The organism is Marinobacter sp. V34, assembly GCF_055524115.1.
In genome coordinates this window covers 252,403-265,393 of the sequence record NZ_JBUPZY010000005.1, presented here as the reverse complement: position 1 = coordinate 265,393, position 12,991 = coordinate 252,403, and the positions used below count along the sequence as shown (strand labels likewise).

The window sequence follows — 12,991 nt, the reverse complement described above, 5'->3', positions numbered from 1 at the left end:
CCAAGGAGATCTCATGAAACTGATCGGTTCCACCACCTCCCCCTATGTTCGTCGTATCAGGCTGCTGTTGGCTGACAATGACCATGAATTCGTGAACCTCGACATCTACGGTCAGGGCAGGGACGAGCTCAGGCGCAATAACCCGGCGCTGAAAATCCCCATGCTGATTGATGACAATCAGGAGGTCTACGATTCCCGGGTGATTGCCCGCTACGTCGGCGAAAAACAGGGCCTGGCGCCGTTGACCTGGGATCAGGAAAACCAGCTGACTCTGATTGACGCCGCCAACGACTCCGCAGTGATCCTGCTGCTGTCGGCACGATCTGGCGTGGATACCAGCGAAGACCTGATGTTTTTCAACCTCCAGCGTGAGCGCATCATGATGACGTTCAGAACCCTGGCGGCCATGGTGGACGACGGTCAGTTTTCTCAGTGGAACTACCCGGCCATCTGCCTCTACTGTCTGGTGGACTGGATCGATTTCCGGGATCTGGTGGATTTTACCGGTGTTGAGAGTCTTCTCGGTTTCAGAGACCAGTATCGCGATCAACCGCTTATCGCCGCCACCGACCCGAGAAAGGCGTAGTATTTCGGCAGGCCGGGGCTCACCTGGTCTGCCTTCAGCCTGCGAAAATTAAGTTGAAATTAAGTTCCCCGCAAGGTTGCAGGTCCTATCTATCGTGATTATGGTTGGTCATAACTTAATCATTTAAGTTTGTGTGCATTAGACATGCAGCCGGCAGGAAATGATTAAGTGAAATGACAGCTAAATACGCATTCAAAGCACTTGATACATTGATGTCGTGATGATCATTCTGAAGACAGGATTTTCTTAATCTTGAACTTAATGCATTAAGTTGCCAGCGTAAAAGCTGTATGGAAATCAGACCTTACAAAAACAAGACGAGGTTCCAACGATGATTTTTCATAAAGCACCTGGCCATCATCCCATGGCGGCTGCACTGACCCTGGTGGTGACCGCAGGGCTTCCGTTTGATCTTCACGCCCAGGGAAGCGTGGAAGAGCGCCTGTCTGCCCTTGAAGCGCAACTGACGGATGTTGAGCCCCATGCCCGTGGTGAGCAGGGTTTCTCCTTCAACACTTACGCCCGCTCCGGGCTTCTGCTGAACAAAGAGGGCAAGAGCGCCCCTGGCAGCCCCTACTTGACCCCCGCCGGTTCTGTGGGCGGTGCCGTGGGCCGGCTGGGTAACGAACCGGACACCTACCTGGAAGCCATCCTCAATTACAAAACTGTGGCGGACAACGGCACCAAGGCCCATTACCGCCTGATGATCGCCGATTCCACCACCTCCAGTAACGACTGGACCGCTGGCGACGGCGCCCTGAACGTGCGCCAGGCGTATGTGGAGTTCAGCAACCTGGCCAGCTTCACCGGTATTTTTGAGGACGCCTCGATCTGGGCCGGCAAGCGTTTTGACCGGGACAATTTCGACATCCACTGGCTCGACAGTGATTTCGTCTTTTTGGCTGGTACTGGTGCCGGCATCTACGACGTGGCTTTCAGCGATTCGGTAACGTCCAATTTTTCGTTATACGGCCGCAGTTTTCTGGACTTTCCATCCGACCCCAATACTACCGACGGCACTTCGGACACCGACAACCTGATCCTCACTGCCAATAACTATTTTGGCAACGTGCAATGGATGATCAACGGCATGTCCGCGGCGGACAACGAGGAGCGTATCGTTGATGGCGCTATGGAAGCGGCCGATACCGGTGTGAACACCATGCTGGCCTACCATGGCGACAGTTTTTTCGGAGTTTCCGAAGGCAACTTCAAGGTCGCGCTGCTGCACGGCCAGGGCCTGGGTGCTGAGGTCAAGAACATCGGCGCCGATGGCAATCTGCATGAGGATGCCAACAGTACCCGGGTTGCAGTCTACGGTACCACTCGATTGGGCGATGCATGGCGTCTTGCCCCGATGATCATGGCGGAAACTAGTAAGGATCGTTATGTGGAAGGGGACGAGTACCAATGGCTGACCTTCAACACTCGCCTGGCGAACGAACTGGGTGCCAACTTCGAGATGCAGTACGAGGCCTCCTGGCAGGTGATGGACCTGCAAACCGAAGGCTATGAAGGCCGTGGTGACGTCGATGGCGACTATGCTCGTTTCACCATTGCACCAACGTTCAAGCCGCAGGTTGGCGGTTTCTGGAACCGCCCGGAAATCCGTGTCTTCGCCAGCTACTCCACCTGGGACGACGAGCTTAACCGCTACGACGGCGGCGATGCCCTGGGCCAGGAAGACTTTGGCGGCAGCCAGTGGACTTTTGGTACTCAGATGGAAATCTGGTTCTGAGTCCGACAACAACAAGATGAGGTAAGCACTATGTTCAGATCTCTTGGATTTCAGTGGGTCCTGGCAGGCGTTGCCGCCAGTATGTTGGCCGGCGGCCTGCAGGCAAAAACCATCACTATTTCTTGTGGCGCCGTTGGTGCAGAGAAGCAACTGTGTGAAGAGGGCACTCAGGCGTGGTCCGAGGAAACCGGCCATGAGGTGAAGGTGGTCTCCACGCCCAATTCTGCCACTGAACGCCTGTCGCTGTACCAGCAGTTGTTCGCCGCTCGGTCGGGCGACGTGGATGTTTTCCAGATCGACGTTGTCTGGCCGGGCATGCTGGCCAGCCACCTTGTTGATCTGTCTGAATACACGGACGGAGCAGAAAGCAATCACTTCGATGCGCTGGTAGAGAACAATACGGTGGACGGCAGCCTGGTGGCCATGCCCTGGTTTACGGACGCCGGCGTGCTCTATTACCGCAAGGACCTCCTGGAAAAATACAATCTGGAGGCGCCCGAGACCTGGCAGGAACTAACCAGTACCGCCGAAACCGTTATGGCCAAGGAGCGCAAGGCCGGTAACGACCGCTTCTGGGGGTACGTCTGGCAGGGCCGTGCCTATGAGGGGCTGACCTGCAATGCGCTCGAGTGGATCGCCAGCCATAACGGCGGGACCGTAGTGAATGATCAGGGCGAGGTCTCCGTCAACAATGAACAGGCCGCAGAAGCGTTAGCGCTGGCCAGCACCTGGATTGACGGCATCTCTCCACGCAGTGTCCTGAACTACACCGAGGAAGAGGCAAGGGGCGTTTTTCAGTCCGGCAATGCGCTGTATATGCGCAACTGGCCTTATGCCTGGAGCCTGGCGCAAAGCGAGGATAGTCCGGTCAAGGGCAAGGTGGGCGTGGTCGCACTGCCCAAAGGTGGAAAGGACGGCCGGCACGCCGGCACCTTGGGTGGCTGGCAGCTGGCGGTGTCGAAATACTCGAAAAACGTTGATGAAGCGGCCGACCTGGTGCGTTTCCTGACCAGCTACGAAGAACAGAAACGCCGTGCCATTGAGGGCAGCTACAACCCGACCATTCCAGACCTGTACCGTGATGAGGAAGTGCTTGCAGCGGTGCCGTTCTTCGGTGAACTGTTCGAGACCTTCAAGAACGGTGTCCCCCGGCCCTCTTCGGCAACCGGCGATCAGTACGGCCGTGTCAGTAACGCCTTTTTCAACGCCACCCACGATGTGCTTTCCGGCAAGACCGAGCCTGAAAAAGCGTTGAGTGATCTTGAGCGCCAACTGGAGCGGCTTGGTCGTCGCGGCTGGTAATGATCATGGCAGATTCCACCGTTACTCCGGCAAATGCGGATGCGGGCGAGCCACCACTCGCCCGGTCCGTTCCCCCTAAACGGCGACATAATCGGGTGCATCGTCAGCGCCTGCGTGCTGCCTGGATGTTCCTGATTCCGATGTTGGTGGTTCTGGCGGCGGTTGCCGGCTGGCCCCTGATGCGGACCATCTGGTTCAGCTTTACCGATGCCAGTTTCTCGGACATCAGTACCTACAGCTTGATCGGCTTCGAAAACTACCTGGTGTACGACAATGGCGCCTGGTATGGCGTGCTGGCAGACCCGAGCTGGTGGCGCGCGGTCTGGAACACGCTGTTCTTCACGGTGGTGTCGGTGGGGGCCGAAACCGTGTTGGGGCTGATTATCGCGCTGACGCTGAATGCCCAGTTTCGCGGGCGCGGCTGGATACGTGCCGCGACACTCATTCCCTGGGCCATCCCCACCATTGTGTCGGCCAAGATGTGGGGCTGGATGCTCCACGACCAGTTCGGGATCATCAACGACCTGCTGATGACCCTCGGCGTGATTGCCGACCCTCTGAACTGGACCGCCAACTCGGATCTGTCCATGTGGGCGGTGATCATGGTGGATGTCTGGAAAACGACCCCTTTCATGGCGCTTCTGACCCTGGCGGCGCTGCAAATGCTGCCCTCGGACTGTTACGAGGCGGCGAAGGTGGACGGTATTCATCCGGTGCGGGTGTTCTTCCGCGTGACCCTGCCGCTGATCTACCCGGCGCTGATGGTCGCCATTATCTTCCGGATACTGGATGCGCTGCGGGTGTTCGACGTGATCTACGTGCTCACCTCCAACAGCGAGGACACCATGTCCATGTCGGTCTACGCTCGCCAGCAGTTGGTGGAGTTCCAGGATGTAGGCTACGGCTCGGCGGCTTCAACAGTGCTGTTCCTGATCATTGCCCTATTGACCATTACCTATCTCTATCTGGGGCGAAAGCAGTTCGGAGGTGATGCATGAACCGCAAACTGTTGAAAAAAATAGCCGCCAAAACGGGCTTCGGGATACTGCTCACCGCCATCATGCTATTCACGGTGTTTCCCTTCTACTACGCCATCGTGACGTCGTTCAAACGTGGCTCTGAGCTGTTCAGCATCGATTACTGGATCACCTCCTTCAATCTGGAGAACTACCAGGCCGTGTTGGGAGAGGGGTCGTTCGTGACCAGTATCTGGAACTCGGTGCTGGTGGCGTCGTCGGCGGTCGCCATTGCCATGTTTTTTGGCCTCACCGCCGCCTACGCCCTGGGGCGGGTGCATTTCCGGGGCCGCGGCACTGTGCTGATGATTGTCCTCGGTGTGTCTATGTTCCCGCAGGTGGCGGTGCTGTCTGGTCTGTTTGAGGTGATCCGTGCCTTCAACCTCTATAACGATCCACTGTCGCTGGTGTTTTCCTACACCATTTTTACCCTGCCGTTCACGGTCTGGGTGCTGACCACGTTCATGCGGCAATTGCCGAAGGAGCTTGAGGAAGCCGCGATTGTGGACGGGGCTTCGCCGATGGTGACGCTTTTCAAGGTGTTTATTCCGCTGATGGGGCCGGCCATGGCGACAACCGGCCTGCTGGCGTTTATCGCCGCGTGGAACGAGTTTCTGTTTGCGCTGACCTTCACCCTGACGGATGACCAGCGCACGGTGCCGGTCGCTATCGCTCTGATTACCGGTGGGTCCCAGCACGAATTGCCCTGGGGGCACCTGATGGCGGCATCGGTGATTGTCACCGTGCCGCTGGTGGTCCTGGTACTGATTTTTCAACGTCGAATTGTGTCCGGCCTGACGGCGGGCGCGGTCAAAGGTTAACTAAGGAGTTATGTGTATGAGCCAGTCACAGCCCTGGTGGAAAGGTGGCATTATCTACCAGATCTATCCTCGCAGTTTTATGGATAGCAACGGGGATGGCATTGGTGACCTCAAGGGGGCAACCGAGAAACTGCCCTATGTGGCCTCGCTGGGGGTGGATGCCATCTGGTTGTCTCCTTTCTTTACCTCACCGATGAAGGACTTTGGCTACGATGTGTCCAATTACCGGGGAGTAGACCCGATTTTCGGAACCATGGAAGACTTTCGGGCCCTGGTTGGCGAAGCGCATCGACTGAACCTGAAGGTGATTATTGATCAGGTCATCAGCCACACGTCGGATGCCCATCCCTGGTTCGAGGAGAGTCGCCGCAGCCGCGACAACCCCAAGGCGGACTGGTTTGTATGGGCAGATCCCAAACCGGATGGCACGCCGCCCAATAACTGGCTGTCCATCTTCGGTGGCAGTGCCTGGGCCTGGGACACCCGCCGGGGGCAGTATTACCTGCACAATTTCCTGGCCAGCCAGCCGGATCTCAACTTCCATAATCCCGATGTACGCCAGGCCAACCTGGATAACATGCGTTTCTGGTTGGAGTTAGGGGCGGATGGTTTCAGGCTCGATACCGTTAATTTCTATTTTCATAACCAGAGTCTGGCGGACAATCCGGCGGTGCCGGTAGGGGAAAACAAGACGTTCGTGGCTCAGGGTATGAACCCTTACACCTACCAGCGCCATGTGAATGACCTGAGCCAGCCTGAGAATATCGGCTTCCTCAGTGACCTGAGGGCGCTGATGGATGAATTCCCGGAAACCACACTGGTGGGGGAGATCGGTGACGATAAACCCCTGGAACGAATGGCGGAATACACGGCCGGTGATGATCGCCTTCACATGGCGTATTCCTTCGACCTGTTGTCTGACCGTCATGGGCCAGACTATGTGCGTGAGGTGGTACGAAGCTACCAGAAGGGACTTGGCGATGGCTGGCCCTGCTGGGCCCTGAGCAACCATGATGTGGTGCGGGTGGCTTCCCGCTGGGGCGATGGGGCCGAGGACCTTCACGCTTACCCACGAATCCTTATGGCATTGCTGCTGTCGCTGCGGGGAAGCGTGTCCATGTACCAGGGCGAGGAACTGGGTCTGCCGGAGGCAACGGTACCCTACGACGAACTGCAGGACCCCTACGGCATCAGCTTCTGGCCCGAGTTCCGGGGGCGCGACGGTTGTCGCACGCCTATGGTCTGGGAGCCGGTCGCCCAGGGTGGGTTCAGCTCCGTAAGGCCCTGGCTGCCGGTGGACCGGGATCACCTGGAGTTTGCCGTCAGTGTCCAGGAGGCCGACCCGGGCTCCACACTCAATGCCGTACGAAAACTAATCCACTGGCGGCAGCAACAGCCGGCCCTGGTTCGCGGGGACCTCACCGTTCTTGAGGATACTGGGGAGGCCTTGTGTTGGCTCCGAAAAACCGATGAGCAGTCGTTGCTGGTGGCCTTGAACCTGACCGGAAAGGAGGTTCGGGTACCGTTGCCATGCGACATCAACAAACTCGCCCAGGGGCATGGGTTCAGTGGCCGCCTGGAAGATGGCGAACTCGTGTTGCCCCCATATCAGGCGCTGTTCGCGGAACAGTAAAGCACCGGAGCCCGGCTTGAGGGCCGGGCCCAACAGAGGAGTCTCCACCATGGCATGCGTGGAACTGAAAAAGATCAACAAGACCTTTGGCAAAATTGAAATTATTCCCAATGTGGATTTGCGCATCGAGGACGGAGAGTTCGTGGTATTTGTGGGCCCGTCTGGGTGTGGGAAGTCCACCCTGCTACGCCTGATTGCGGGGCTGGAGGAGCCCTCGGCCGGCGATATCGAGATCGGTGGCGAGGTTGTCACCGACCTGTCCCCCAAGGAACGCGGGGTGGGCATGGTGTTCCAGTCCTACGCGCTCTACCCGCACATGTCGGTCTATGAAAACATTGCTTTTGGCCTGAAGCTTGGCAAAGCCAATAAGGGCAAAATCCAGGAGTGGGTGGAAAAAACCGCAGAGGTGCTTCAACTCACTAGCCTCTTGCAGCGAAAGCCCAGGGAGTTGTCCGGTGGTCAGCGCCAGCGGGTTGCCATTGGCCGCGCCATGGCCCGGGAACCCAAAATCATGCTGTTCGACGAACCGCTGTCCAACCTGGATGCCAGCCTGCGTGTGCAAATGCGTACGGAAATTGCGAAGCTGCATGACCGGCTGCAGTCCACCATGATCTATGTCACTCATGATCAGGTGGAAGCCATGACCCTGGCCGACAAAATCGTTGTGCTCAATGGCGGGCATATTGAGCAAGTTGGTACGCCCTATGAACTCTACGAAACGCCCGCCAGCCTTTTCGTAGCGGGGTTCATCGGCTCGCCAAAGATGAACCTGATTCCCGCCACTCTGCAGGCATCGGGGCAGGACAATCGTGCCGAAATCAAGGTGTGTGGTATGGGCGCGGTAAGCCTGGATCGTGACACGTCGCATCTGGCTGACGGGGCGGAGATGACTGTGGGGCTTCGCCCTGAACACATTGAGCTTGAAGTTTCCGGCCCCGACCGTGGTCTGGAAGTGGTGAATGTCGAGTATCTTGGTAATGAAGCCTACGTTTATCTGGAAATGCCGGGAATGGGGGATCTTGTGGTGGTTCGGGAACCGGTACCCTGCCAGATACAGGCCGGCCAGAGGGTAACCATCAACACCGAGCCGGCGTTATTGCACGTGTTCGATACCAATGGGCTCAGTCTGCCGCCTTTGGTATCCGCTCCAGTCACGGATGATTCGGTACGGCTAGCCAGTCAATAGAGTGAGCTTTGAATGGAGATGAACAACCCTGATAACCGGCCGAGGCGACTTACCGTCAAGCTGATGGCCGAGAAACTCAATGTGTCCACCGCGACCATTTCAAATGCTTTCAACCGGCCGGACCAGCTTTCAGATGCCCGCCGCCGATGGATTCTCGAAGAGTGCCGTCGCCACGGTTATATGGGGCCCAATGCGGCAGCACGGAGTTTGCGTACCGGTAGGACCGGCAACGTGGGTGTCATGCTGGCGGACAATCTTGCTTACAGCCTGACCGATCCCGTTGCCAGCGAGTTTCTCCATGGTCTTGCAGAGGTGTTCGACCAGCGCCGGATGAATATGCTGCTGCTGTCCAGCCAGGAGGACGATGAGCACCGCAGCCGGTTACAGGAAGCCATGGTGGACGGATTCATCGTCTACGGCTGGCTGAAAAAGGGGCGCACCTACGACCGTCTGTTGCAGCATGGCAAACAGATGGTGGCCGTGGATTTTGATCTGGAGGGATGTACCTGGGTCAATATCGACAACTACGAGGGAGCCCGGTGCATTGCCAGGCACGCGCTCAAACAGCCGCCTTCCAACGTGGCCATCATGGGATTGAGGTTGGTGGATACCGACCGCGTCTGTCGGATTCGGGATCATGAACTGTTCAACGAGGTTCGGGCCATTTCTGTACGCAGGCTCCGTGGCTACCTTGATGCGCTGGATGCGGCGGGCCATCACGTGTCCTCCGACAGGATATGGTCCACCCCTACCAATACCCATCAGGATGCCTACCAGGCCGCCCGTGAAGCGCTAACCTGTAGTCCCCGCCCTGATCTGATGCTTTGCATGAGTGACCGGATTGCATTGGCGGCTATACAGGTAGCCTTGCAAATGGGCCTGAAAGTGCCGGAAGACGTTCGCATTGTCGGCTTTGACGGTATTCCGGAAGGCGCTAACCTGCACCCCTCGCTGACGACCATGTACCAACAGAGTGCCGAGAAAGGCCGCACGGCCGCGCAGATTTTTCTCGGAGAGAAAGAGGACGGGAATGTTCTTCTGCCAACCTGTTTGATGGTACGTGAGAGTTGTCCTTGATGTTTGGGGCTTTAACACTTGCGTTTCTAGTCTATAGTTGATGATAGCGTGGCCTGATCTTTCCAGGCTCGCGAGGCGTATCCATTCAACCAATAATAAAATTACCTCAAGGGGGTAAAGCCATGCTCCTGAACCACGCTTTTGGTCTGTTCACCCATCCTGATGCCGAGTGGGCCGAGATTCGCAAGGAACACGCACCTCCCCGGCGGCTTTATGTTGCCTATGTGCTGTTGCTTGGCGCGATAGCACCGATCTGTGCCTACATCTCCACGGCCCATATCGGTTGGACGGTGAGCGGTGAGCGCGTCATAAAGCTCACAGAAGTCAGTGCGATACAGCTAAGCATTCTGACCTATCTGGCCATGCTGGTGGGGGTGTTTGCCCTGGGATTTGCCATCAACTGGATGGCCCGGACGTATGGTGCCCATGAAGAAACCGTGCCGTCCAACGGCATTGCGTTGGCATCGTACTCCTGCACGCCGCTGTTCCTGGCCGGTTTTGCGTTGCTTTATCCGGTGCCCTGGTTCAACGCCTTGGTTTTCCTGGCGGCGGCCTGTTATGGCGCCTGGCTGATGTACGATGGCCTGCCGATTGTCATGGGCATACCCAAGGAACAGGCGGTGATGTACATCGGTGCCCTTTTGACCGTGGCGCTGGTTATCCTGGTGTCAACCCGCGTCGGCTCCGTCATCCTCTGGAACTATGGCATGGGGCCGATCTTCGTCGAAGGGTAGCGGGTTTGCCCGGCCTGTCGTGATTTGCTATTCAGGATGTCGCCATCCGTCATCCTGTCGTTACACTTTGGCGCTACCTTTTACCTGACCACTAAACCAGGGCAGGGAAAGGTATGAAACGACTGAGCCGCAGGGACTTCCTGAAAGCATCCGCCATGGGCATGGGCGCTGTAGCCATATCCACAGGGCTGGCCGGATGCGTACTCGACAGCAACGACAAACGTGACATCCGCTTCTCCCAGGGCGTCGCCAGTGGCGACCCCCTGCAGGATGGCGTGATCCTCTGGACTCGTGCCGTGCCGGACGACGATTCCGGGCGCGAGGTGGACATTGCCTGGGAAGTGGCCACCGACGCCGACTTCCGGGGCATGACCCATTCCGGCCGTACCCGAGCCTCGGCGCGGCATGATTACACGCTCAAGGTGGATGTTCGTGGCCTGATGCCAGGCCAGCGCTACTACTACCGTTTCCGCACCGCCAGAAACACTTCCCCGACCGGTATAACGCAGACCCTTCCGGAGGGCTCGGTGAGCCAGGTCACATTTGCCGTGGTGTCCTGTTCCAATTACCCTGCCGGCTACTTCAACGTCTACCGTGAAATCGCTGGCCTGGAAAATCTGGATGCCGTGCTGCATCTGGGGGATTATCTCTATGAATATGACAGTAACCCGGACAGCTATGGTGCTGCCGAGGCGGAAGCCATGGAGCGCACCTTCCCGCCTGCGAATAACCGCGAGCTGATCACTCTCAGGGATTACCGTCGCCGCTACGCCATTTACCGTGGCGACAACAATCTGAGGGAATTGCATCGCAAGGTGCCATTCATCGCGGTCTGGGATGACCACGAAGTGGCCAACGATACCTGGAGGAACGGTGCTGGGAACCACAACGCCGATGAGGGTGACTTCAGTGACCGTAAGCTCGACGCACTACGGGCCTACTTCGAATGGATGCCGATCCGGCCGGTCACGGATGGAGACCAGGAAACCATCTCCCGCAGCTTCCGCTTTGGCGACCTGGTGGATCTGCACATGCTGGATACACGGATCATCGGCCGTGACGAGCAACTGGCCTACGCTGATTACCTGACCCAGGATGGCATTGACGCGGCCCGATTTGCCGCAGATGTGGGCGACCCGAACCGCACCATGCTGGGCGCGGAGCAGCGGCTGTGGCTTGAGAACGCGTTGGCAACCTCAACCGCCACCTGGCAGGTACTGGGGCAGCAGGTGTTGATGGGGCGGATGACACTGCCGGCGGAATTGCTGGCCGGCATCATCAATCCGGACCCGTCTGTGTTACTGCCCCTGTTCGCGGAGCTGGCCACCCTCAAGGGGCGCTACCTGGCTGGAGATCCGTCGTTGACCGACGAGGAAATCGCCCGGATTGAAACCGTGCTGCCCTACAACCTGGATGCCTGGGACGGCTACTACGTGGAACGGGAGGTGATTCTGGAAACGGCGAGGCAACTACAAAAGAACCTCGTGGTACTGGCCGGGGATACCCACAATGCCTGGGCAAGCAACCTGAAAACCGGCAATGGTGACCAGGTGGGTGTGGAGTTCGCCACGCCGGGGGTGTCTTCCCCCGGTCTTGAAGACTATCTTCAGTTGCCGGAGGCGACCATACCCGATGCCGAGGCCGCTATAGAGCTTCTGGTGGACGATCTCGACTACCTGAATGTGAGCCAACGGGGCTATATGCTGGTGACGTTTACGCCCGACGAGGCGAAGGCGGACTGGCGCTTCGTCAGCACCGTCAAAGACCGTAACTACGAGATTGTCAGTGGCCGCAATGCTGCCCGGCGCACCTTGCCGGGGCCGGGCAACCGTTCACTGGTAACACCCGGTTGACGGCATCTATAAACCCGCTGCCGGACGATTCAGGCGGCGGGTTCGAATTGCCGTTGCAGCCATAGCTTGATGTCGTCGGATTCGTACAGCCATTGATCCTTGCCGTCATCCTGCCGAATTCGCAGGCAGGGCACCTTGACGTGACCGCCGCCGGCTTCCAGTTCTGAGCGGCGTTCGCTGTCATGTTGTGCGTCACGGGTTTCGATGTTGAGGCCCAGGCGCGCGATTTCCTTGCGGACCTTGATGCAGAAGGGGCAGGCCGTGAACTGGTAAAGCGCGAGATCCTCGCAGGCACTGTCCACCTTTGTCTGTGCGTCAGGAGTGCGCTTGATGCCCTTGGGTGTGCTCAACTTTTCGCTGATCAGCATGAAAGGGGTCAGGATCAATCGAAGGGTACGAAAGAAATAGCGGATGATGATTCTCATGGACTCGATACTGCTCCAGTCGATGGGGTGGATTTCGTTGCAGACCAAACCGGATAGGGAATGCCCGACAGCCTGTTCATGCAATAAGCGTGTGCCAGAAGCAGGCCAACGCCAGCCATCAGGATGGGCAGTTGTGCCGGATCAGGCATCAGGCCGAGTGATACAATAAGCGCAGTGGCTCCGGCCGGTGGATGCACGACACGGAATAGTACCATCAGGCAGCCGGTCAGGCCGAGGGATAAAGCCGAAGCGCCGACCCTTGGCAGATCAACTCCGTGTAAAAATGCGGATGCTTGGTCCTGCAGGCCGAAAATATGAAGGCTGAACAGTCCCATCAATGCACCGATGAGGTGGCCGCAAAAGGTATTGCGCGGAGAAGCCGGTTCCGCGAGTGGAACGTGGAACAGGATAAACGCCGTGGCGCCCAGCGACGGAAATATGAAGGCCTCCTGTGTGACCAGCGCGATAAAGGAAACCAGAGCGATACTCAATGTACCGTTGATCAGGCTAAATCCTGCCATCACAGTCCGGCGACTGTATCGGTTTGTCAGATGTTCAAGATGAAACACCCTTAGCAGACCACTGGCTAATTGCCATCGCAGTCGTTCGTTTCTGCGTCC

12 protein-coding genes are annotated in these 12,991 nt (G+C 57.7%); 10 read left to right on the top strand and 2 right to left on the bottom strand.

Going from position 1 to position 12,991, the window contains the following annotated elements:
* The first annotated feature begins 13 nt into the window (after positions 1–13).
* From AC0B60_RS10925 to AC0B60_RS10880, 10 genes are all read left to right on the top strand, one after another.
* Positions 14–586 carry a glutathione S-transferase family protein gene (locus tag AC0B60_RS10925; RefSeq protein ID WP_465085827.1) on the top strand — a complete coding sequence of 191 codons (573 nt, stop codon included), beginning with the start codon at positions 14–16 and terminating at the stop codon, positions 584–586.
* A 331-nt stretch (positions 587–917) separates the two neighbouring features.
* The gene (locus AC0B60_RS10920) at positions 918–2,324 is read left to right on the top strand and encodes a carbohydrate porin (RefSeq protein WP_465085826.1); all 1,407 of its coding nucleotides are present in this window, start codon (positions 918–920) and stop codon (positions 2,322–2,324) included.
* An 81-nt stretch (positions 2,325–2,405) separates the two neighbouring features.
* On the top strand, positions 2,406–3,626 hold the full coding sequence (locus tag AC0B60_RS10915) for an ABC transporter substrate-binding protein (RefSeq protein WP_465085867.1): 1,221 nt from the start codon (positions 2,406–2,408) through the stop codon (positions 3,624–3,626).
* A 125-nt stretch (positions 3,627–3,751) separates the two neighbouring features.
* The gene (locus AC0B60_RS10910) at positions 3,752–4,624 is read left to right on the top strand and encodes a carbohydrate ABC transporter permease (RefSeq protein ID WP_465085866.1); all 873 of its coding nucleotides are present in this window, start codon (positions 3,752–3,754) and stop codon (positions 4,622–4,624) included.
* Positions 4,621–5,463 carry a carbohydrate ABC transporter permease gene (locus AC0B60_RS10905; protein ID WP_465085825.1) on the top strand — a complete coding sequence of 281 codons (843 nt, stop codon included), beginning with the start codon at positions 4,621–4,623 and terminating at the stop codon, positions 5,461–5,463. The genes AC0B60_RS10910 and AC0B60_RS10905 overlap by 4 nt, the downstream gene beginning before the upstream one ends.
* 16 nt (positions 5,464–5,479) lie before the next feature.
* Positions 5,480–7,096: an alpha-glucosidase gene (locus AC0B60_RS10900; protein ID WP_465085824.1), complete on the top strand. Its 1,617-nt coding sequence runs from the start codon at positions 5,480–5,482 to the stop codon at positions 7,094–7,096.
* Between the two features lie 49 nt (positions 7,097–7,145).
* Positions 7,146–8,282 carry an ABC transporter ATP-binding protein gene (locus AC0B60_RS10895; RefSeq protein ID WP_465085823.1) on the top strand — a complete coding sequence of 379 codons (1,137 nt, stop codon included), beginning with the start codon at positions 7,146–7,148 and terminating at the stop codon, positions 8,280–8,282.
* A 12-nt stretch (positions 8,283–8,294) separates the two neighbouring features.
* Positions 8,295–9,359, top strand: coding sequence for a LacI family DNA-binding transcriptional regulator (locus AC0B60_RS10890; RefSeq protein ID WP_465085822.1), 1,065 nt, complete (start codon positions 8,295–8,297; stop codon positions 9,357–9,359).
* 122 nt (positions 9,360–9,481) lie between these two features.
* Complete coding sequence (locus AC0B60_RS10885) at positions 9,482–10,093, top strand: Yip1 family protein (RefSeq protein WP_465085821.1); 612 nt, start codon at positions 9,482–9,484, stop codon at positions 10,091–10,093.
* Between the two features lie 113 nt (positions 10,094–10,206).
* Positions 10,207–11,946, top strand: a complete 1,740-nt coding sequence (locus tag AC0B60_RS10880) for an alkaline phosphatase D family protein (protein WP_465085820.1) — start codon at positions 10,207–10,209, stop codon at positions 11,944–11,946.
* 29 nt (positions 11,947–11,975) lie between these two features.
* Here AC0B60_RS10880 and AC0B60_RS10875 read toward each other — a convergent pair whose 3' ends face one another.
* Complete coding sequence (locus AC0B60_RS10875) at positions 11,976–12,371, bottom strand: glutaredoxin family protein (protein ID WP_465085819.1); 396 nt, start codon at positions 12,369–12,371, stop codon at positions 11,976–11,978.
* Complete coding sequence (locus AC0B60_RS10870) at positions 12,368–12,892, bottom strand: HPP family protein (protein ID WP_465085818.1); 525 nt, start codon at positions 12,890–12,892, stop codon at positions 12,368–12,370. The genes AC0B60_RS10875 and AC0B60_RS10870 overlap by 4 nt, the downstream gene beginning before the upstream one ends.
* Positions 12,893–12,991 lie beyond the last annotated feature (99 nt).